Source organism: Pseudomonas sp. SK3(2021) (genome assembly GCF_016772375.1).
GTDB lineage: Bacteria > Pseudomonadota > Gammaproteobacteria > Pseudomonadales > Pseudomonadaceae > Aquipseudomonas > Aquipseudomonas chlororaphis_I.
On sequence record NZ_CP061943.1, the window covers coordinates 1,817,889 to 1,839,044 of the forward strand.

A 21,156-nucleotide genomic window follows, 5' to 3' on the forward strand; every position below is an offset into this window, starting at 1 on the left:
TGACTTAGATGGGCAGTGTCGAGTGTCTGGAGGGGCGGCGCCTACAAGGCAGATGCCAGGAGCATGTGCTCGGGCCCGACCCTCTGGGCATAACGCTGCGCCACACGTTGGCACAACTGCACGATGTCTTCCACTAACTCTGCGCCTACCCGCCATGACACCACCACCTGCAGGTTCGGTGGACGCTGCTCGATAGCCAATTGGATCAGTTCGCCTCGGGCCAGTTCTTCGCGCACCAGCACCGGTGGCAGGGCGCCGATGCCGAAGCCGTCCCGCAGCAGACGGGTAATGGCCGACACCGAGTTGACGCAATTGAGCCGTGGCGCCAGTACGCCATTGGCCTGCATCAGGCTCAGTACCTGCTGGTGGGGCAGGGAGTTCTTCGAGTAGGTGACAATCCGTTCCCGTGCCAGCTCGGCCAGAGTGCTGTAGTCGCGGTTGTAGATCGACGCGCTGGCGGCGATCCAGGCCACCGGGTGGCTGGCCAGCTCCTGGCTGCGGATGCTCTCCTGGCGTAGCAGGTCGGTTTGCAGCACCAGGTCCAGAAAGCCTTTTTGCAACTGCTCGCACAGGTTCAGCGACGTGTCGGCCACCAGCTCGATCTCCACCTGTGGATAGTGATCCATCAACTCGGCCACCAGGGGGCTGAGCCAGGTGTGGATCACGGTATCCATGACCCCGATGCGAATCCGTCCAACCTTTGTCGACGGCGCCTCGATCGACTGTCTCAGCACCTGTAGGGTGTCGAGCATTTGCTCGGCGTGCTCCAGCACCTTGACGCCTTCCGGGGTCAGGGTGACGCCCCGGGAGTCGCGCAGGAACAGCTTCACGCCCAACTCGCCTTCCAGCACCGCGATACGGCTGGAGATCGCTGCCTGGGTGGTAAAGAGTTTTTCCGCGGTGTGGCTGAAGCTCTTCAGCCGTGCGACCCAGACGAAGGTTTCGAGGAACTTAAGGTTCATGGGATCAACTTTTCTTATGCATAAGGGCAGTTTTTATTAGTTGGACGCAGATGGCGCTCGAGCCGAAGAATGCGCCAACCCACGATATGCGTCGTCGGGGCCCAGAACAACACCAATAAATTACCCTGGAGATCGCCATGAGTGCGCCCGAAACACTGGCCGCCAAGGCCCCGCGCCGCGCCGGCCCCTTCGACTGGTACCGCGACATCAACCAGCAGGAACGCCGCACGTTCTGGAGCTGCAAGGCCGGTTACGGCCTGGATGGCATGGACACCCAGATGCTCAGCTTCGTCATCCCGACCCTGATTGCGCTGTGGGGCATCAGCTCCGCCGAGGCCGGGCTGATCCACACCAGCACCTTGCTGGCCTCCGCCCTGGGCGGCTGGATCGCCGGCATCCTGTCCGACCGCATCGGCCGGGTGCGCACCCTGCAACTGACCGTGCTCTGGTTCGCCTTCTTCACCTTCCTCTGTGGCCTGGCGCAGAACTACGAGCAGCTGCTGATCGCCCGGACCCTGATGGGCTTCGGTTTCGGCGGCGAATGGACCGCCGGCGCGGTGCTGATCGGCGAGGTGATCCGTGCGGAAAACCGCGGCAAGGCGGTGGGCATGGTGCAGTCCGGCTGGGCCTTGGGCTGGGGCATCACGGCATTGCTGTATGCGCTGATGTATTCCCTGTTGCCGCCGGAAGACGCCTGGCGCGCCCTGTTCCTGCTGGGCATCCTGCCGGCGATCTTCGTGATTTTCGTCCGCCGGCTGGTCAAGGACCCGGAGGTCTACCGGCAAACCCGGGCCCGGGAAGTGCCTGACAACCCCTCGCGCTTCTACGAGATTTTCGCCCCTGGCATTCTCAGTACCACCCTGCGCGCATCGCTGCTCGCGGCCGGCGCCCAGGGTGGCTACTACGCCATCACCTTCTGGCTGCCGACCTTCCTCAAGACCGAGCGGGGCCTGAGCGTGCTGAGCACCGGCGGCTACCTGGCGATGGTGATCTTCGGCTCCTATGTGGGCTATGTGATCAGCGCCTATCTGACCGATATTCTCGGGCGCAAGAAGAACTTCGTCCTGTTCGCCGCCGGCTCGTTCACCATCGTCCTGCTGTACACGCAAATGCCGGTGAGCAACGCGGTGATGCTGTGGCTGGGCTTTCCCCTGGGCTTTTTCGCCTCAGGGATCTTCAGTGGCATGGGCGCCTTCCTGACCGAGCTGTTCCCCACGCGGATCCGCGGTTCGGGCCAGGGTTTCTGCTACAACAGCGGCCGGGCGCTGGCAGCCTTGTTCCCGCTGCTGATCGGCCTGCTCAGCCAGCACATTCCGCTGGGCGCGGCCATCGGCACTTTCGCCGCCGTGTCCTACGGCATCGTGGTGCTGGCGGCCCTGAGCCTGCCGGAAACCCGTGGCAAGCAACTCGAAGCGCGCTAACTGATAATCTGTGGGCATCCCATCGCGATCCCCGCAGCCAAAACGACAAACGCTACAGGAGCACTGACCGTGAGCCGCCTGTTATTGAATTGCGACATCGGCGAAAGCTTTGGCAACTGGACCATGGGCCTGGATGCCGAGGTGATGCCATTCATCGATTGCGCCAACATCGCCTGCGGTTTCCACGCCGGCGACCCGAGCATCATGCGCAAGACCGTCAGCCTGGCCCTGGCCAACGGCGTGCGCATCGGCGCGCATCCGGCGTACCAGGACCTGGCCGGCTTCGGCCGCCGCTCCATGGCCTACGGCGCCCAGGAACTGCAGGACCTGCTGCATTACCAGATCGGCGCCCTCGACGGCATCTGCCGGGCCCAGGGCAGCCGGGTGAGCTATGTCAAACCCCATGGCGCCATGTACAACGACATGATGGCCAACCCGGCGCAGTTGCGCACGGTGATCCAGGCGGTGGCCGCCTACGACCGGCAGCTGCCGTTGATGCTGATGGCTACCCGTGACAACAGCGCGGTCCAGGCCCTGGGCGACGAGTTCGGCGTGACCCTGTGGTTCGAAGCCTTCGCCGACCGCGCCTACGACAGCGCCGGCCATCTGCTGTCGCGGCAACTGCCGGGGGCGGTGCATCACGACCCGGAAAAGATCATTGCCCAGGCCCTGACCATCGCCCGCGGCGACGCGCTGCAGGCCAGCGACGGCAGCGCCTTGCACCTGAAGGCCAATACCCTGTGCGTGCACGGCGACAACGCCAGTTCGGTGGCCGCCGTGCAGCGTATCCGTGCGGCCCTTGCGCAGTTGCCCGCATGAAAATACGCCTTGAAGTGGTGGCCATCGACTGCCTGATGGTGCGCCTGTTCGATGCCATCGCCGAGGCCAACATGCCGTGGATGCTCGCTGCCAGCGAGCGCCTGCGGGCGGCCTTCGGCGGGCAGTTGATCGACCTGGTGCCGTCCTACACCACGCTGATGGTGCACTACGACCTGCGGGCTTTGAGCCCGTCCCAGGCCCGGGAGCTGATCGGCCAGGCCCTGACCGACCTGACCCCCGATTCGCGTACCGGCGGCCAGCGCCATGTGCTGCCGGTCTGGTACGACCTCAGCGTCGGCCCGGAGCTGAGCCTGTTGTCGCGGCGCAGCGGCCTGTCGGTGAGCGAGGTGATTCGTCGCCACAGCGAGCGTGAATACCAGGTGTTCGCCTTGGGCTTTGCCCCGGGTTTCGCCTTCATGGGGCTGGTGGACGAAGTGCTGGCCGCGCCGCGCCTGGATACGCCGCGCAAGCGCGTGGCGGCCGGTAGCGTCGGCATTGCCGAGCGGCAGACCGCGGCTTATCCGCTGGTGTCGCCGGGTGGCTGGAACCTGATCGGGCGTACGCCGAGCTGCCTGTTCGATCGCGAGCGCGACGGCTACAGCCTGATGCAACCGGGCGACAGCGTGCGTTTCGCCGCGGTGGACCACGCCGAATTCATTCGCCTGGGCGGCGACGACAGGCCATTGGAGGTGCTGGCATGAGCCGCCTGACGATCGAAACCAGCACACCTTTGTGCCTGTTGCAGGACGCCGGTCGCTTTGGCGTGCGGCACCTGGGCGTGACCCAGGGGGGCGCGCTGGACTGGGTGTCGATGTCCTGGGCCAACTGGCTGCTGGGCAACGTTTTGGATGCGCCGGTGATCGAGATCACCCTGGGCGGCTTCAGCGTGGTCGCCGAGGAGCTGTGCCTGCTGGCGCTGGCGGGTGCCGACCTGGGGGCCTGTATCGACGGGCGTCCGCTCAGCCCGGGGCGCAGTTTTATCCTGCAAAAAGGCCAGCGGCTGCGTTTCACCCAGCCGTACCTGGGGGCGCGAGCCTATCTGGCGGCGCCCGGCGGTTTCAATGCGCCCAAGGTGCTGGGCAGTTGCGCCAGCGTGGTCCGCGAGGAACTGGGCGGGCTCGACGGTTTCGGCCAACCGCTGGCCGAGGGCGCGCGGCTGGAGTATTCCGGGGCGGGGGGGAACCTCAAGGAACTGTCGGGCAAGCAACTGCCGGACCTGCGATCGAAGGCGCCACTGGAGGTGATTCTCGGGGCGCAGATCGGCCAGTTCAGCGGGCAGAGCCTGTTCGATGCCTTCAACAGCGCCTGGACCCTGGACAGCCGCGCCGACCGCATGGGCATGCGCCTGCTGGGGCCGCCATTGCGCTATCAAGGGGCGCCGATGATCTCCGAGGGCATTCCCCTGGGCGCGATCCAGGTGCCGCCGGACGGCCAGCCGATCGTGTTGCTCAACGACCGGCAGACCATTGGCGGGTATCCGCGGCTGGGGGCCTTGACGCCCCTGGCGCTGGCGCGGCTGGCGCAATGCCTGCCGGGCAGCGAGGTGCGCCTGACGCCGGTGGTGCAGGAGACGGCGTATCGGCAGCAGATCGAGTTTCTACGCGGTTTCGTGTGACGCGGAGCGATACCTGTAGTGCCGCAGGCTGCGATGGTCCGGGCCACGTTGGTCGAAGGGCCTTCAAGCGGACTCAAGAGCGCGTCTGCTTCGTCGGAGTGCCGCCCAAGCCGATCGCGGCCTGCGGCAGCGGCTACAGGGATCGCGTTGGACGGGATCCTATTTGGAGAGAAACCGCATCCCTTCTTCCAGGCCGCGCAAGGTCAGCGAGTACATCTGGTCTTCGATCAATTCGCGCACGATGTTGGTCGAGGCGGTGTAGCCCCAGGTGTCTTTCGGGTAGGGGTTGATCCAGATGAGCTTCTTGTACTTTTCCATGAAGCGCTGCATCCACACGTAGCCGGCTTCTTCGTTCCAGTGCTCGACGCTGCCGCCGGCCTGGGTGATTTCGTAAGGCGCCATGGCGGCGTCGCCGACGAAGATCACTTTGTAGTCGGCGCCGTACTTGTGCAGCACGTCCTGGGTCGAGGTGCGTTCCGAGCCGCGGCGCAGGTTGTTCTTCCACACCGACTCATAGATGAAGTTGTGGAAGTAGTAGTACTCCAAGTGCTTGAACTCGGTCTTGCAGGCCGAGAACAGTTCCTCGCAGACTTTCACGTGGGCATCCATCGAGCCGCCGATATCGAACAGCAACAGCAGCTTGATACTGTTGCGCCGTTCCGGGCGCATCTGGATGTTCAGCAGGCCGGCGTCGCGGGCGGTGTGGTCGATGGTGCCATCGATGTCCAGCTCGTCCGCCGCGCCCTGGCGGGCGAACTTGCGCAGGCGGCGCAGGGCCACCTTGATGTTGCGGGTGCCCAGTTCCACCGAGTCGTCGAGGTTCTTGTACTCGCGCTGGTCCCAGACCTTGACCGCCTTGCCCTGGCGCTTGCCGGCGTCGCCGACGCGGATGCCTTCCGGGTTGAAGCCGCCGGAGCCGAAGGGGCTGGTGCCGCCGGTGCCGATCCACTTGTTGCCACCGGCGTGGCGTTCCTTCTGTTCTTCCAGGCGTTTCTTGAACTCTTCGATCAGCTTGTCCAGGCCACCGAGGGACTGGATCTGCGCCCGTTCCTCATCGCTCAACGAGCGCTCGAACTCCTTGCGCAACCAATCCTCGGGGATCAGCGCCTGCAGGTGGTCGTCGAGTTTTTCCAGGCCGTTGAAGTAGGCGCCGAACGCGCGGTCGAACTTGTCGAAGTGCCGCTCGTCCTTCACCAGGATCGCCCGGGACAGGTAATAGAACTCGTCCATGTCGGCGAAGGTCACGCGCTGCTTGAGCGCGTTGATCAGGTCGAGCAGCTCGCGCACCGACACCGGAACCTTGGCGGCGCGCATTTCATTGAACAGGTTGAGCAGCATGACTATCGCTCTCCAAATAATCTTTGGGTCTGTTCAGAAGCTCGCCGAGCGGCGATCAGGCAAGGCAAAAACAGGCGAGGAACGGTCGGAGTCGCGGGCGACTTTAGTTTACTAAATGAGCATTCCGAGCCTGTTTTTAACGCAGCATGATCGACGCGCAGGCAGCTTCTGGGCAGAGCCTAGCGGGTGCCGCGACGGCTCATGAAAGCCAGGCGTTCCAGCAGTTGCACATCCTGCTCGTTCTTCACCAGGGCGCCGGCCAGCGGCGGGATGGCCTTGGTCGGATCGCGTTCGCGCAGCACCGCTTCGCCGATGTTGTCGGCCATCAGCAGCTTGAGCCAGTCCACCAGCTCGGAGGTCGAAGGCTTCTTCTTCAGGCCCGGCACCTTGCGCACGTCGAAGAACACGTCCAGCGCTTCGCTGACCAGGTCCTTCTTGATGTCCGGGTAGTGCACGTCGACGATTTTCTGCAGGGTGGCGCGGTCGGGGAAGGCGATGTAGTGGAAGAAGCAGCGGCGCAGGAAGGCGTCGGGCAGCTCTTTCTCGTTGTTGGAGGTAATGATGATGATCGGGCGCTGCTTGGCCTTGATGGTCTCGTCGATTTCGTAGACGTAGAACTCCATCTTGTCGAGTTCCTGCAACAGGTCGTTGGGGAACTCGATGTCGGCCTTGTCGATTTCGTCGATCAGCAGGATCACCCGCTCCTCGGATTCGAAGGCTTCCCACAGCTTGCCCTTTTTCAGGTAGTTGCGGATCTCATGCACCTTGTCCACGCCCAGCTGCGAATCGCGCAGTCGGCTCACCGCGTCGTACTCGTACAGGCCCTGGTGGGCCTTGGTGGTGGACTTGATGTGCCAGGTGATCAGCTTGGCACCGAAGGACTCGGCCAGTTGCTCGGCGAGCATGGTCTTGCCGGTGCCCGGTTCGCCCTTGACCAGCAGTGGCCGCTCCAGGGTGATGGCGGCATTGACTGCCAGCTTCAGGTCATCGGTAGCGACGTACGCGCTGGTGCCTTCGAACTTCATCTGCAATTCCTCGAACGGTAACGCCGACGTGCATCGAGCAGGTCGGAAGAATAAAACACGATGGCCGACTATAGCGCGCCGCCCGGTCGACTGTGAACGCAGACGCCCCATTCAGTCTCTGAATGGGGCGTCACAGGGTGACTCAGTCAGCGGATGGCTTGGGGCGCTCATACTGGGCATTGAAGGCCTCGATGAAACCATTGCGTAAAATCTGCAAAAAAGCGTGGAATGCGCTGACATCACGCTGATGTACGCTGCCTTTGAGTTCGACCCGGGTGGCGAACTGGTTTTTTCCCTGGTTTTTCAGCACGGTTTCGCTGGCGCCCACCAGGGCTTCCCAGATCGAGCGGAATATTCCCTTGTCCTTGTTCTCGACATCCTGCCGCCAGTTGAACACATCGACATCGCGCAGCAGCGGCTTGATGTAGCCGGTGAGCTGGCCCTTGTTGGCCTCGGCTTCGATCACCAGGTCACCGTGGCCGGCGTTGAAGTCGAATTTGCCATAGGCGGCGGCGAAGTCGTTCAAGCGCTTGAGTTCGATATCCCGTACACGCAGGCGGAACGCGAAGTCCTGGAAATCGCTCAGCGGGTCGAAGGTGGCGTTGGTCTCCAGGGGCGCATGGCCCAGCAGCAGGGCCTTGCCTTCGAGGCGGGCGTCGCGTTTGCCTTGGGTGTCGACCACGTTGGTCAGGTTGTAGGCATTGGCGTTGACCTGGGTGGCGCTCATGTTTACCGGCGGTTTGGAATTGAAGTTACGGAAACTGATCTGGCCGTCGCTGACCTGTACTTCGTTGAGGGTGATGGGCAGCAGCTTGTTCAGCTGGGCGCGCCAGTCGGTGCCTTCGCCGGTTTGCGAGTTCTGTTTGTTGGCGCCGCCGTCGACGAAGTTGACCTGTGGCCTGACGAATTGCACTTCGGCCACCACCGCGTGGTCGTACCACAGGGAGTGCCAGCTCACCGACAGATCGACCAGCGGTGCATTGACGAAGGGCACTGGCACCTTGCCGTCGACCTTGACGATCTTCAGGCCGTTGATCCGGTAGGCACCGCGCCACAAGGCCAGGTCGATATCGGCGATCTGGCCGCGGTAGTCGCCCATGTTGGCGAGCCGGTCATTGAGGTAATCGCGCACCAGATAGGGCAGGGCGATGTGCAGGGCGACCAGCAGCGCCAGCACCCCGGCGAGGGTCCACAGGGGCCAGCTGTAGCGACGTTTCATGCGTATGAGTCTCCAGCCATGTGCCTATAGCGATTGACTCCCCGGCATCGCAGTCGTTCGTCCCGACTGGACGCTCATGGGGGCGAGGCATACCCTTGGAGACTTCCTTTCACGCTGTACAAGGACCCAGCCATGAGCCGCATTTTCGTCGACAACGCCCACTCCATTGGCAATACGCCACTGGTGCAGATCAACCGTATCGCGCCCCGCGGCGTCACCATCCTGGCCAAGATCGAAGGGCGCAACCCAGGTTATTCGGTGAAGTGCCGGATCGGCGCGAACATGATCTGGGACGCGGAAAGCAGCGGCAAACTCAAGCCGGGCATGACCATCATCGAGCCGACCTCGGGTAACACCGGCATCGGCCTGGCATTCGTCGCCGCGGCCCGTGGCTACAAGTTGATCCTGACCATGCCGGCGTCGATGAGCATCGAGCGGCGCAAGGTACTCAAGGCGCTGGGGGCCGAACTGGTGCTGACCGAGCCGGCCAAGGGCATGAAAGGTGCAATCGAGAGGGCCGCGCAAATCCTCGCCAGCGACCCTGGCAAATACTTCATGCCGCAGCAGTTCGATAACCCGGCCAACCCGGCGATCCACGAGAAAACCACCGGTCCGGAAATCTGGAATGACACCGATGGCGCCGTGGACGTGCTGGTGGCCGGCGTCGGCACTGGCGGCACCATCACCGGTGTTTCCCGCTACATCAAGAGGACCCAGGGCAAACCTATCCTGTCGGTGGCGGTGGAGCCGAGCGTCTCGCCGGTCATCACCCAGAAACTGGCCGGCGAAGAGATCAAGCCCAGCCCGCACAAGATCCAGGGCATCGGCGCTGGCTTTGTGCCAAGCAACCTCGACCTGTCGATGGTCGACCGGGTCGAGCTGGTGAGCGACGAGGAGTCCAAGGCCATGGCCCTGCGCCTGATGCAGGAGGAGGGGATCCTCTGTGGCATTTCCTGCGGCGCGGCGATGGCGGTGGCGGTACGCCTGGCGGAAACCCTCGAGATGCAAGGCAAGACCATAGTGGTGGTCCTGCCGGATTCGGGGGAACGTTATCTGTCGAGCATGCTGTTCAGCGACCTGTTCACCGAGCAGGAGAACCAGCAGTAAGACAGTGGGCAGGTGATCGCCGGCAGGCTGCGCAGGAGCCGGCTGGTCGGCGATCGAAGGTCCGGCGGCTGCGGCGTGCAGGGCACAGGGCAATTGTCCTGACATGCATCAGCTGGCGTTCAGCCGGGGCGTGTTAATTAGCGTTTTATTGCACGACTGTTAACACTGATTGTCGGTTTGTGCGGGTTTTTCCAGGGGCCGGGAGTGTTTATCATGGCCGGCTGCCATGCCGGATGAATGCTGCCCCGCTGGTAACTATTTCAAGGAGATATTGCATGAGCCTTTCGTTTGCCGCCAAGTCCGCGGTGTTGCTGCTATTCATCGGCAGCACTCTCTACGTACATTTACGCGGTAAGGCTCGACTGCCGGTGCTGCGTCAGTTCGTCAACCATTCGGCGCTGTTCGCTCCTTATAACGCCTTGATGTACCTGTTTTCCGGCGTGCCTTCCAAGCCTTACCTGGACCGCAGCAAGTTCCCCGAGCTGGATGTGCTCAAGGACAACTGGGAAGTGATCCGCGACGAAGCCATGCACCTGTTCGATGAGGGTTATATCCGCGCCGCGGAGAAGAACAACGACGCCGGTTTCGGTTCGTTCTTCAAGAAGGGCTGGAAGCGTTTCTACCTCAAGTGGTACGACAAACCGCTGCCGTCGGCCGAATTACTGTGCCCGAAGACCGTTGAACTGGTCAGCCGCATTCCCAACGTCAAGGGCGCGATGTTCGCCCTGCTGCCCGGCGGCAGTCACCTGAACCCGCACCGCGACCCGTTCGCCGGTTCCTTGCGTTATCACCTGGGCCTGTCCACGCCGAACTCCGACGACTGCCGGATTTTCGTCGACGGCCAGGTCTACGCCTGGCGCGATGGCGAAGACGTGATGTTCGACGAAACCTACGTGCACTGGGTGAAAAACGAGACCGACAAGACCCGGGTCATCCTGTTCTGCGACATCGAGCGCCCACTGAGCAACCCGCTGATGACTCGTATCAACCGCTGGATCAGCGGCTGGCTGGGGCGCGCCACCGCGCCGCAGAACCTCGACGACGAGCGTGTCGGCGGGATCAACCAGGCCTATGCCTGGAGCAAGCGTTTCAGCGACCGTATCAGTGGTGTGGTCAAGCAATGGAAGCGCCGCAATCCGAAGCTCTACCGCGTCATGCGTCCGGTGCTGGCGGTGGTGGTCCTGACCGCCCTGGGTTACTGGTTGTTCGGATAAGGCGTTGCAATGAAGATCGGGCGCTGGTTATAGTCGGCGCCCGGTGTATCAGAAGATTCACCTTCCTCTTCAGAAAGATCAGCACATGACTCATTCCCTCATCAACGCGGTAGTCGATTCAGCGGTCAACGCTGGCGTCGTGCCGTGCGGGAACCAGCAGCCTGTGCAGATCAGTCATTACCCCCCACCTGTCAGTAGCACGCCGGTGTGCGCCGTCGTATCACCGCCGGGCGTCGTCGTACGGGGCTGATCAGCAACCTCTGCTGTTGCCCGTACCCGCCAGAAAAAACTACTGAATTTCAGCCTCGGCTGAGTTGGCTATTTGCCTGATTACAGGTGGTATTCATGTTGCTCATAACGAAAAAGTCCGCGCTCGCGGCGGCTTCCACGAGCCTGTTCGTCCTGCTCTGGAGCAGTGGGGCGATCTTCTCCAAATGGGGGCTGGCCCATGCCTCGCCCTTTGCCTTCCTGCTGTTGCGTTTCGCCATCGCCCTGTGCGGGCTGGTGCTGTTGATTCCCTTGCTCAAGCTGCGTTTGCCCCGCGGGCGCAAGCCGATGCTGTACGCGGTGGCCACCGGGCTGGTGTTGCTGGGGGCGTATCAGATCTTCTACCTGCTGGCCCTGGACCTGAAGGTTACCCCCGGCGTGATGGCCACCATCATGGGAGTACAGCCGATCCTCACCGTGGTGATCATGGAGCGTCAGCGCTCCTGGAGCCGGATGTTCGGCCTGGCGCTGGGGCTGGCCGGGTTGATCATGGTGGTGTACCAGGGCATCGGCCTGGCCGGCATGTCGCTGGCCGGGATGCTCTTCGGCCTGCTGGCCCTGGTGAGCATGACCCTGGGCTCGATCATGCAGAAGCGCATCAGCGACAACCCGCTGGGTACCCTGCCGGTGCAATACCTGGCCGGGCTGTTGTTGTGCACGCTGTTTGTGCCGTTCCAGCCGTTTCACTTCGAGCACAGCGTTGGCTTTATCGTCCCGGTGCTGTGGATGGGGTTGGTGGTCTCGGTGCTGGCGACCTTGCTGCTGTACCGGCTGATCGCCCACGGCAATCTGGTGAATGTCACCAGCCTGTTCTACCTGGTGCCGGCGGTGACGGCCGTGATGGACTATCTGTTCTTCGGTAACCGGCTGGCGCTGCTGAGCGTGCTCGGCATGCTGTTGATCATTGTCGGGCTGGTATTCGTGTTCCGCAAAAACAGCTGATTCAGGAGTGTCGCGCGCAGCTTTCGACTTGAACGAGGGCTGCGCCTTTTTTTGTCTGGGACGTACCCTTCAGATGGGCAGGACTGGCCGATAGCGATGATGGCTCATTGATATTAAATTTTATTCTCCATACTCTATTTATTGCGTATTTGGGAATAGGAAAAGCCTTAAAAATTAAAGATTCCTTCTACACTGACGACACATTCTTCAGGCCCAATGGAGAAAGTCAGAATGAGTATCAAGCTGGTTTTGGCAGGTGTCGGCATGTTTCTAGGCTTGAGTGGAATCTGTTCCGCAGCCCCTCAAAGCATTCAGGGAACAATCTATTTTCACGGCAGCATCGTCGAGGAACCTTGCACGCCAAGCTCGACTGCCCACGGCGGGGCCGCCTTGAGCCTGCGCCAGTGCCCGCAACTGTCGCGGGGTAACGACATCCGGGTGCACGGTGTCGGTCCGTCGAGCACGGTGACGGCCGTTGGCCAGTCGCCGGTCAATGTCAAGCTAGTGACGGACAGCGGCAAGCAAGGGCGCTACTACGATCAGCAATATGCGCTGGTCGATGGGGCGGGCAAACCGGTGACCTCGGGGAGCTACCTGATTACCCTGACGTCGCCATGACAAAGGTTCAGGTCAATGCCCGGCGCCAGCGTGCCGGGTATTGAATGACAGTCACGGATGCCCCCGTTGTTGCTCGGTACGCACCGGGTCCATGAACGCCGGCCTGGCCGATGACTGAATGCAATGTCCTTTACTCCCCCAAAGCCACTTTGTCGTGGATTTGCCGCAGCCCTCAGGCTTGCCTCATCGCTGTGGGTTTCAACACCAGCCACAACGCCGCGGCGATCAGCACGCCACCATACAGGTGGGCCATGGACAGCGGTTCGTCCAGCAGCAACGCGCCCCACAGCACCCCGAACGGCGGGATCATGAAGGTCACGGTCATGGACTTGACCGGGCCGATGGAGCTCAGCAGGCGGAAATACAGGATGTAGGCAAAGGCGGTGCAGGCCAGCCCCAGGCCCAGCAACGACAGCCAGACGCTCCAGCCGCCCCAGCTGGCGGGCGGCTGGCTGATGGCGCTGTAGGCGAAGACCGGTAGCAGGAACAGGCTGGCACCGAGCATGCTGCCCAGGGCCGAGAGGCGACTGTCGAGGCCACCGGCCTGGTCCAGCCAGCGCCGCGCGAGGAAACCGGCGAAACCGTAGCAGGTGGTGGCGAGCAGGCAGGCCAGCGCGCCCAGCAGCAGTTCCAGGTCGAAGGTCATGGGGCCGGCGCGGGTCAGGATGCCCACGCCGAACAGGCCCAGGCTGACCCCGGCGATTTTTGTCGGGGTCAGTTTCTCGTGGAAGAACAGCCCGCCGATCAGCACACCCATCAAGGGCGTGGTGGCGTTGAAGATCGCCGAATAACCGGCCGGCAGCACCAGGGCCGCCACCGAATACATGGTGGCGGGGATGCCGGAGTTGATCACACCGAGCAGCAGCACCGTCTTGAACTTGCCCTGGAAGTCCCAGCTGATGCGCATCAGCGCGAGGATCACCAACAGGCCGGTGGCGGCGATGGAGACGCGGAAGAACGCCGTGGGAATGCTGCCGATCACTGGAGCGATGATGCGCATGAACAGAAAACTCGCGCCCCAGATCGCGGCCAGGGACAACAAACGCAGGGTATCGACAAGTCTCACGGTGCAACTCCTTTGATGGCCCCTGCAACGGCCCTTTTTTCGGCAGGGCGAGAGTGTTGCCGAGAGACGGGGCGCGAGCAATCGCTATCTTGCGGTCGAATGGGCGGGATCTGTCTCGCTACGGAAAAATTGCACTTCTCCTGCACCCGGTTCACTGGCTAAGCTCAGGCTTCTCGAATTCCCGCAGAGGTCTCACCATGCCGCAGAAATGGCCCGCCGCCGATATCGCTCGAACGATCCTCGATGGCTTCGACGATTACCGCGAGCACTTTCGCCAGATCACCGACGGTGCCCGGGCGCGCTTCGAGCAGGCGCAGTGGCAGGAGGCGCAGAAGGCCTCGGCGGCACGGATCAACCTGTACGAGGAAAAGGTCGGCGAGACCGTGGAGCGGCTGCGCACGACGTTCGACCTGGAAACCCTGCTCGACGTCAATCAGTGGCCGCTGGTGAAAAGCGCCTATATCAGCCTGATCGACCTGCGCTTCGACGATGAGCTGTCCGAGACCTGGTACAACTCGGCCTTCTGCGGCCTGTTCAGCCACGACCTGATCAGCGACGGCTGCATGTTCATCCACACCACGCGGCCGAGCCTGCGCCGCGCCCGGGCCGCGCAGACCCGCACCTACCGCCCGCAAGGCCACCTGTCGACGATGCTCGAGCAGATCTTCGTCGACTACCGCTTCAGCGAGGCCTATGCCGACCTGCCCGGCGACTTGCGGCGCCTGGAGTCGCAACTGCGGGAGAACCTGCCGGACTGGGTGTGCAAGGACCCGGAGCTGGCGGTGGAGCTGTTTTCCTCGGTGCTGTACCGCAACAAGGGGGCCTACCTGGTGGGCCGCATCTACACCCATGACGAGCAGTGGCCGCTGGTGATTCCGCTGCTGCACCGCGAAGGGCGGGGCATCCAGATCGACGCGCTGATCACCGACGAAGCCGAGGTGTCGATCATCTTTTCCTTCACCCGTTCCTATTTCATGGTCGACGTGCCGGTGCCGGCGGAGTTCATCGGTTTCCTCAAGCGCATCCTGCCGGGCAAGCACATCGCCGAGCTGTACACCTCCATCGGGTTCTACAAGCACGGCAAGTCCGAGTTCTACCGGGCGCTGATCAACCACCTGGCCAACACCGACGACCAGTTCATCATGGCCCCGGGGGTGCGCGGCATGGTCATGAGCGTGTTCACCCTGCCGGGCTTCAACACCGTGTTCAAGATCATCAAGGACCGCTTCTCACCGTCGAAAAACGTCGACCGCGCCACGGTGATCGAGAAGTACCGCCTGGTGAAAAGCGTCGACCGGGTCGGGCGCATGGCCGATACCCAGGAGTTCGCCGATTTCCGCTTTCCCCTGGGCAAGTTCGATCCGGCGTGCCTGGCGGAGTTGCTGGAAGTGGCGCCGTCGACGGTGTCGGTGGAGGGCGATACGGTGCTGATCCGCCACTGCTGGACCGAGCGGCGCATGACCCCGCTCAACCTCTACCTGGACCACGCCAACCCGGCCCAGGTGCGCGAGGCGCTGGAGGACTACGGCCTGGCGATCAAGCAGCTGGCTGCGGCCAACATCTTCCCCGGCGACATGCTGCTGAAGAACTTCGGTGTCACCCGCCATGGCCGGGTGGTGTTCTACGACTACGACGAGATCTGCTTTCTTACCGAGGCCAACTTCCGCCACATCCCGGCGCCGCGCACCCCGGAGGATGAGATGGCTTCCGAGCCCTGGTATTCCATCGGCCCGCTGGACGTGTTCCCCGAGGAGTTCCCGCCGTTCCTGTTCGCCGACGTCGGGCAACGCAAGCTGTTCGACCAGTTGCACGGCGAGCTGTACAACGCCGACTACTGGAAAGGCCTGCAGGAGGCCATTCGCGCCGGCAAGGTGATCGATGTGTTCCCGTACCGGCGCAAGGAACGGGATAACGAATAACCCCGCACCGCGCGCCCTGTAGCCGCTGGCGTAGCCTGCGTTCGAGGACGAAGTCCCGCAAAACCGCTGCTCGCGGTACATCAGGAATACTCGGGAAAGCAGGTTTTGCGACTGCTTCGCAGCCGAACGCAGGCTACGCCAGCGGCTACAAGGATCTCGTTCGCTCGTTAAATCTGCGACAATCCGCCCCCTGCATAAATAGACGACCCTTGCGTACCCGATGACTTCCGAATCGCCTGCAATCGACCAACTGCTGAAAAACCTCGACCAAGCCATGCTCGCCGACCGTCACCGGTTGCGCCGGCAGCTGCTTGAGCTGCGCAAGAAGCCCGACGAGGCCAAGCTTGTGCAGTGGGTCGAACGCATGCAGGCGTCCTGCGCCCAGGTGGCGGCGCGGCGCGCCAGCGTGCCGTCGATTCGCTACGACGACAGCCTGCCGATTGCCGCCAAGCGCGACGAAATCAAGGCGGCGCTGCAAAAGCACCAAGTGCTGATCATCGCCGGCGAAACCGGTTCGGGTAAAACCACCCAGTTGCCGAAGATCTGCCTGGAAATCGGTCGCGGCCAGCACGGCCTGATCGGTCACACCCAGCCCCGGCGGATCGCCGCGCGCAGCGTGGCCAGCCGGGTCGCCGAAGAGCTGGCGACGCCGCTAGGTGCCTTGGTGGGTTATCAGGTGCGCTTCGAGGACCAGAGCGACTCGAACACCCTGATCAAGCTGATGACCGACGGCATCCTGCTGGCGGAAACCCAGAACGACCGCTACCTGGAACGCTACGACACGATCATCGTCGACGAAGCCCACGAGCGCAGCCTGAACATCGACTTCCTGCTGGGCTACCTGAAGACCCTGTTGCCGCGGCGTCCGGACCTCAAGGTCATCATCACTTCGGCGACCATCGACCTGGAACGCTTCTCCAGGCATTTCGACGACGCGCCGATCGTCGAGGTCTCCGGTCGCACCTTCCCGGTGGAAACCTGGTACCGCCCGCTGAGCCTGGAGCAGGACGAAGAGGGCAACCGGGTCGAGGATGACCTGACGGTGGACCAGGCGATCCTCGCCACCCTCGATGAAATCGCCGCCCATGAACGCAGCGAGCGCCGCAGTCCGGGTGACGTGCTGGTGTTCCTGCCGGGCGAGCGGGAGATTCGCGACGCCGCCGAAATGCTGCGCAAGGCCCAGCTCAAGCACACTGAGATCCTGCCGCTGTATGCGCGCCTGTCGCCGGCCGAGCAGCAGCGGATCTTCCAGTCGCACCCGGGCCGCAGGGTGGTACTGGCGACCAACGTCGCCGAGACCTCGCTGACCGTGCCGGGCATCCGCTACGTGATCGACAGCGGCACCGCGCGCATCAGCCGCTACAGCTACCGGGCCAAGGTCCAGCGTCTGCCCATCGAGGCGATTTCCCAGGCCAGCGCCAACCAGCGTAAAGGCCGCTGCGGCCGGGTCGAGCCGGGCATCTGCGTGCGGCTGTACAGCGAAGAGGATTTCAACGGCCGTCCGGAGTTCACCGACCCGGAAATCCTGCGTACCAACCTGGCGGCGGTGATCCTGCAGATGCTCCATCTGCGCCTCGGTGAAATTACTGCCTTTCCCTTTATCGAGCCGCCGGACGGCAAGGCCATCAGCGACGGTTTCAACCTGCTGCAAGAACTCTCGGCGGTGGATCGCAACAGCCAACTGACACCACTGGGCCGCCAGCTGGCGCGGCTGCCGGTGGACCCGCGCATGGGCCGCATGCTGCTGGAAGCGGCGAAGCTGGGCAGCTTGCAGGAAGTGCTGATCGTCGCCAGCGCCATGTCGATCCAGGACCCGCGCGAGCGGCCGCCGGAGCGCCAGCAGGCGGCCGACCAGGCCCACGCGCAATGGAAGGACGCCGACTCGGATTTCGCCGGGCTGGTCAATCTGTGGCGCGGTTTCGAAGAGCAGCGCCAGGCGCTGACCGCCAGCCCGCTGCGTAACTGGTGCCGGAAGAATTTCCTCAACTACTTGCGCCTGCGCGAGTGGCGCGACTCCCACCGCCAGCTGAGCCTGATCTGCCGCGACCTGCAACTGAGCCTGAACAAGGAACCGGCCGACTATCCGAAACTGCACAAGGCGGTACTGGTCGGCCTGCTGAGCCAGATCGGCCAGAAGACCGAGGAGGGCGACTACCTCGGTGCCCGTCAGCGGCGCTTCTGGGTGCATCCGTCGTCGGGCCTGGGCAAGAAGCGCCCGCAGTGGCTGATGACCGCCGAGCTGGTGGAAACCACCAAGCTCTATGCGCGCATGGTGGCGAAGATCGAGCCGGACTGGATCGAGCCGCTGGCCGGGCACCTGATCAAGAAGAACCACTTCGAACCCCATTGGGAGAAGAAGCGCGGGCAGGTGGTGGCCTACGAGCAGATCACCCTGTTCGGCCTGATCGTGGTCGGCCGCCGCCCGGTGCATTACGGCCCGGTGGACCCGGTGGTGTCGCGCGAGCTGTTTATCCGCGAAGGGCTGGTGCGTGGCGAGATCCAGTCGAAGGCCAAGTGCCTGAGCGCCAACACGCGCTTGCTGGAACAGCTCGACGAACTGGAAGCCAAGGCCCGGCGCCGCGACATCCTCGCCGACGAGGAAACCCTGTTCGCCTTCTACGACGCGCGCCTGCCAGCGGAGATCCACCAGACCGCGACCTTCGACAGCTGGTACCGGATCAACAGCCAGAAGAACCCGCAGCTGCTGATCATGCGCGAGGAAGACGTGCTGGCCCGGGAGGCCAGTGAAGTCACCGCCCTGCAGTACCCGGACACCCTGCACATCGGCGACCTGGAACTGGCCCTGAGTTATCACTTCGAGCCCAACCATCCCCGGGACGGCGTGACCCTGCGGGTGCCGGCGCCGCTGCTGCCGGCCTTGCCCGCCGAGCGCCTGGAATGGCTGGTGCCGGGGCTGGTGGAAGCCAAGTGCATCGCCCTGGTGCGCAACCTGCCCAAGGCGCTGCGCAAGAACTTCGTGCCGGTGCCGGATTTCGTCAAGGCGGCCCTGGCGCGTATCGACTTTGCCCAGGGCTCGCTGCCCCAGGCGCTGGGGCGCGAGTTGCTGCGCATGACCGGCGCGCGAGTCAGCGACGAGGCCTGGGCCGAGTCGGCGCAACAGGTGGAGAGCCACCTGCGGATGAACCTGGAAGTCGTCGACGCCCAGGGCCAGTTCCTCGGCGAAGGCCGCGACCTGGCCGAGCTGACCGCGCGTTTCGCCGAGGCCAGCCAGGCTGCCTTGGCCGTGCCGCAAACCGCGAAAAGCCAGCAGCCGGTGGAAGCCAAGGTGTTCGCCGCGGTGGCGGAGAAAACCCAGCAGAAGATCGCCGGGCTGTCGATGACGGTGTATCCGGCGCTGGTAGAAGAAGGCGGGACCGTCAAGGAAGGGCGTTTCTCGACCCCGGCCGAAGCCGAGTTCCAGCATCGCCGCGCCTTGCAGCGCCTGTTGCTGCAACAGCTGGCCGAGCCGGCCAAGTTCCTGCGCAACAAGTTGCCGGGGCTGACCGAGCTGGGCCTGCTGTATCGCGAGCTGGGGCGTGTCGATGCCCTGGTGGAAGACATCCTGCTGGCCAGCCTCGACAGCTGCGTGTTGGAAGGCGAGGACAGCCTGCCCCGGGACGGCGCCGGCCTGGCCTCGCTGGCCGAACGCAAGCGCGGCAACTGGACCGAGCACGCCGAACGCCTGGCGCGCCTGACCCTGGATATCCTCAAGCTCTGGCATGGCCTGCAAAAGCGCTTCAAGGGCAAGATCGACCTGGCCCAGGCGGTCGCGCTGAACGACATCAAGTCGCAGCTCGGCCACCTGGTGTACCTGGGTTTTGTCCGCGAAACCCCGGCACAGTGGCTCAAGGAGCTGCCGCGCTACCTCAAGGCCGTCGAACTGCGCTTCGAGAAGCTCGGCAGCCAGGTGCAGAAGGACCGGGTCTGGAGTACCGAACTGGCCGGCCTGTGGAACCAGTACCAGGCTCGGGCCGGCAAACACGCCCAGGAAGGCAAGCGCGACCCGCAACTGGAGCTGTACCGCTGGTGGCTGGAGGAATACCGGGTGTCGCTGTTTGCCCAGCAATTGGGCACCAAGGCGCCGATTTCCGACAAGCGCCTGAACAAGCAGTGGAGCCAGGTGGAAGCCTGACTTCCCTCCCTGTAGCCGCTGCCGCAGGCTGCGATAAGGTCCGAAGGACCTTCCCGCGATCTCAGGGAGCATGCCCTCTTCGAGGTCGATCGCAGCCTGCAGCGGCGGCTACAGCGATCTGTGATGGCGGCGATTACGCTTGCCGATGGGGCCAAACGCCAGCGTTTATGGCAAACTTCGCCGTTATAAATGCCGGCCCCGCGGTTTTGAGCGTTCGCCGCCCGGGCAAAGCGGAATAAAGCGATGTCAGGTCCTGTTCCGCCAGTCGGGATAGACCATTTACGGTTTGGCACGACAGTGCCAATACCTTCTGCCTGAACAGAATAGAGGAACGACCGTGCATAACGTCGTCATCAGCGGCACTGGCCTGTACACCCCGGCCAACAGCATCTCCAACGAAGAGCTGGTGGAGTCTTTCAACACCTACGTGCATCAGTTCAACGCCGACAACGCGCAAGCGATCGAGCGCGGCGACGTTCAGGCCCTGACCGAATCCAGCGCGGCCTTCATCGAGAAGGCCTCCGGCATCAAAAGCCGCTTTGTCATGGACAAGGACGGCATCCTCGATCCGCAGCGCATGATCCCGCGCCTGCCCGAGCGTTCCAACGACGAATGGTCGGTGCTCTGCCAGATGGCCATCGGCGCCGCCGAACAGGCCCTGCAACGCGCCGGCAAGACCGCCGCGGACATCGATGGGGTGATAGTCGCCTGCTCCAACCTGCAACGCGCCTACCCGGCCATCGCCATCGAAGTCCAGGAAGCCCTGGGCATCGAAGGTTTCGGTTTCGACATGAACGTGGCCTGCTCCTCGGCCACCTTCGGCATCCAGGCGGCCTGCAACAGCGTGCAACTGGGCCAGGCCCGGGCGATCCTGATGGTCAACCCGGAAGTCTGCACCGGCCACCTGAACTTCCGTGACCGCGACAGCCACTTCATCTTCGGCGACGCGGCCACCGCGGTGATCGTCGAACGGGCTGACCTGGCCACCTCGCCGTACCAGTTCGACATCATCAGCACCAAGCTGCTGACCAAGTTCTCCAACAACATCCGCAACAACTTCGGCTTCCTCAACCGCGCCGCGGAAGAGGGCATCGGCGCACCGGACAAACTCTTCGTGCAGGAAGGCCGCAAGGTGTTCCGCGACGTCTGCCCGATGGTGGCGGAACTGATCGCCGAGCACCTGCAGGAAAACCAGCTGAACGTCAGCGACGTGAAGCGTTTCTGGCTGCACCAGGCCAACCTCAGCATGAACCACCTGATCGTCAAGAAGCTGCTGGGCCGCGAGGCTACCGAAGAGGAAGCCCCGGTGATTCTCGACACCTACGCCAACACCAGTTCGGCCGGCTCGGTGATCGCTTTCCACAAGAACCAGGACGATCTGCCCAGCGGCTCGCTGGCGGTACTCAGTTCGTTCGGCGCCGGTTATTCGATTGGCAGTGTGCTTCTGCGCAAGCGTTGACAGTCTTATGGATCGCAGCCGCTGAGTGCTGGC

The 21,156-nt window shown here is 63.3% G+C and carries 16 protein-coding genes; 11 read left to right on the forward strand and 5 right to left on the reverse strand.

The annotated features are described in order from the left end of the window. Positions 1-41 precede the first annotated feature (41 nt). Complete coding sequence (locus IF690_RS08250) at positions 42-962, reverse strand: LysR family transcriptional regulator (RefSeq protein ID WP_202699696.1); 921 nt, start codon at positions 960-962, stop codon at positions 42-44. Between the two features lie 137 nt (positions 963-1,099). On the opposite strand from IF690_RS08250, the gene IF690_RS08255 reads away from it, so the two are divergent. From IF690_RS08255 to IF690_RS08270, 4 genes are all read left to right on the forward strand, one after another. Then, complete coding sequence (locus tag IF690_RS08255; protein ID WP_202699697.1) at positions 1,100-2,383, forward strand: MFS transporter; 1,284 nt, start codon at positions 1,100-1,102, stop codon at positions 2,381-2,383. Positions 2,384-2,452: 69 nt separating this feature from the next. Continuing rightward, positions 2,453-3,202, forward strand: a complete 750-nt coding sequence (locus IF690_RS08260; protein ID WP_202699698.1) for a 5-oxoprolinase subunit PxpA — start codon at positions 2,453-2,455, stop codon at positions 3,200-3,202. After that, complete coding sequence (gene pxpB / locus IF690_RS08265; protein ID WP_202699699.1) at positions 3,199-3,903, forward strand: 5-oxoprolinase subunit PxpB; 705 nt, start codon at positions 3,199-3,201, stop codon at positions 3,901-3,903. The genes IF690_RS08260 and pxpB overlap by 4 nt, the downstream gene beginning before the upstream one ends. Further along, positions 3,900-4,817, forward strand: coding sequence for a 5-oxoprolinase subunit C family protein (locus IF690_RS08270; protein WP_202699700.1), 918 nt, complete (start codon positions 3,900-3,902; stop codon positions 4,815-4,817). The genes pxpB and IF690_RS08270 overlap by 4 nt, the downstream gene beginning before the upstream one ends. A gap of 159 nt (positions 4,818-4,976) precedes the next feature. On the opposite strand, the gene IF690_RS08275 is transcribed toward IF690_RS08270, so the two are convergent. From IF690_RS08275 to IF690_RS08285, 3 genes are all read right to left on the reverse strand, one after another. Then, the gene (locus tag IF690_RS08275) at positions 4,977-6,155 is read right to left on the reverse strand and encodes a vWA domain-containing protein (protein WP_202699701.1); all 1,179 of its coding nucleotides are present in this window, start codon (positions 6,153-6,155) and stop codon (positions 4,977-4,979) included. Between the two features lie 179 nt (positions 6,156-6,334). Beyond that, entirely contained in the window at positions 6,335-7,180 is an 846-nt protein-coding gene (locus IF690_RS08280; RefSeq protein WP_202699702.1) for an AAA family ATPase, read from the reverse strand. A 142-nt stretch (positions 7,181-7,322) separates the two neighbouring features. Next, on the reverse strand, positions 7,323-8,399 hold the full coding sequence (locus IF690_RS08285) for a DUF748 domain-containing protein (RefSeq protein WP_202699703.1): 1,077 nt from the start codon (positions 8,397-8,399) through the stop codon (positions 7,323-7,325). 132 nt (positions 8,400-8,531) lie between these two features. On the opposite strand from IF690_RS08285, the gene cysK reads away from it, so the two are divergent. The 4 genes from cysK to IF690_RS08305 all read left to right on the forward strand — a co-directional run bounded on the left by cysK (position 8,532) and on the right by IF690_RS08305 (position 12,547). Continuing rightward, positions 8,532-9,506, forward strand: a complete 975-nt coding sequence (gene cysK, locus IF690_RS08290) for a cysteine synthase A (protein ID WP_202699704.1) — start codon at positions 8,532-8,534, stop codon at positions 9,504-9,506. Between the two features lie 275 nt (positions 9,507-9,781). Next, positions 9,782-10,720, forward strand: coding sequence for an aspartyl/asparaginyl beta-hydroxylase domain-containing protein (locus tag IF690_RS08295; RefSeq protein WP_096373322.1), 939 nt, complete (start codon positions 9,782-9,784; stop codon positions 10,718-10,720). Positions 10,721-11,065: 345 nt separating this feature from the next. Further along, on the forward strand, positions 11,066-11,929 hold the full coding sequence (locus tag IF690_RS08300) for a DMT family transporter (RefSeq protein ID WP_202699705.1): 864 nt from the start codon (positions 11,066-11,068) through the stop codon (positions 11,927-11,929). Between the two features lie 231 nt (positions 11,930-12,160). Then, a complete protein-coding gene (locus IF690_RS08305) occupies positions 12,161-12,547 on the forward strand; it encodes a type 1 fimbrial protein (RefSeq protein ID WP_202699706.1) in 387 nt (128 codons plus the stop codon). A gap of 172 nt (positions 12,548-12,719) precedes the next feature. On the opposite strand, the gene IF690_RS08310 is transcribed toward IF690_RS08305, so the two are convergent. Beyond that, positions 12,720-13,613, reverse strand: coding sequence for a DMT family transporter (locus tag IF690_RS08310; protein WP_202699707.1), 894 nt, complete (start codon positions 13,611-13,613; stop codon positions 12,720-12,722). 197 nt (positions 13,614-13,810) lie between these two features. On the opposite strand from IF690_RS08310, the gene aceK reads away from it, so the two are divergent. The 3 genes from aceK to IF690_RS08325 all read left to right on the forward strand — a co-directional run bounded on the left by aceK (position 13,811) and on the right by IF690_RS08325 (position 21,123). Beyond that, on the forward strand, positions 13,811-15,532 hold the full coding sequence (aceK, locus tag IF690_RS08315; protein WP_202699708.1) for a bifunctional isocitrate dehydrogenase kinase/phosphatase: 1,722 nt from the start codon (positions 13,811-13,813) through the stop codon (positions 15,530-15,532). Between the two features lie 220 nt (positions 15,533-15,752). After that, complete coding sequence (gene hrpA, locus IF690_RS08320; protein WP_202699709.1) at positions 15,753-19,664, forward strand: ATP-dependent RNA helicase HrpA; 3,912 nt, start codon at positions 15,753-15,755, stop codon at positions 19,662-19,664. Between the two features lie 337 nt (positions 19,665-20,001). After that, complete coding sequence (locus IF690_RS08325) at positions 20,002-21,123, forward strand: beta-ketoacyl-ACP synthase III (protein WP_202699710.1); 1,122 nt, start codon at positions 20,002-20,004, stop codon at positions 21,121-21,123. Positions 21,124-21,156 lie beyond the last annotated feature (33 nt).

Excerpts from the sequence above, each read along its gene's own strand:
- IF690_RS08300 (WP_202699705.1), top strand. The coding sequence starts at position 11,066 with ATGTTGCTCATAACGAAAAAGTCCGCGCTCGCGGCGGCTTCCACGAGC.
- IF690_RS08275 (WP_202699701.1), bottom strand. The coding sequence starts at position 6,155 with ATGCTGCTCAACCTGTTCAATGAAATGCGCGCCGCCAAGGTTCCGGTG.
- IF690_RS08255 (WP_202699697.1), top strand. The coding sequence starts at position 1,100 with ATGAGTGCGCCCGAAACACTGGCCGCCAAGGCCCCGCGCCGCGCCGGC.
- IF690_RS08305 (WP_202699706.1), top strand. The coding sequence starts at position 12,161 with ATGAGTATCAAGCTGGTTTTGGCAGGTGTCGGCATGTTTCTAGGCTTG.
- pxpB (WP_202699699.1), top strand. The coding sequence starts at position 3,199 with ATGAAAATACGCCTTGAAGTGGTGGCCATCGACTGCCTGATGGTGCGC.
- aceK (WP_202699708.1), top strand. The coding sequence starts at position 13,811 with ATGCCGCAGAAATGGCCCGCCGCCGATATCGCTCGAACGATCCTCGAT.
- IF690_RS08270 (WP_202699700.1), top strand. The coding sequence starts at position 3,900 with ATGAGCCGCCTGACGATCGAAACCAGCACACCTTTGTGCCTGTTGCAG.
- IF690_RS08285 (WP_202699703.1), bottom strand. The coding sequence starts at position 8,399 with ATGAAACGTCGCTACAGCTGGCCCCTGTGGACCCTCGCCGGGGTGCTG.
- IF690_RS08280 (WP_202699702.1), bottom strand. The coding sequence starts at position 7,180 with ATGAAGTTCGAAGGCACCAGCGCGTACGTCGCTACCGATGACCTGAAG.
- hrpA (WP_202699709.1), top strand. The coding sequence starts at position 15,753 with ATGACTTCCGAATCGCCTGCAATCGACCAACTGCTGAAAAACCTCGAC.
- cysK (WP_202699704.1), top strand. The coding sequence starts at position 8,532 with ATGAGCCGCATTTTCGTCGACAACGCCCACTCCATTGGCAATACGCCA.
- IF690_RS08295 (WP_096373322.1), top strand. The coding sequence starts at position 9,782 with ATGAGCCTTTCGTTTGCCGCCAAGTCCGCGGTGTTGCTGCTATTCATC.
- IF690_RS08250 (WP_202699696.1), bottom strand. The coding sequence starts at position 962 with ATGAACCTTAAGTTCCTCGAAACCTTCGTCTGGGTCGCACGGCTGAAG.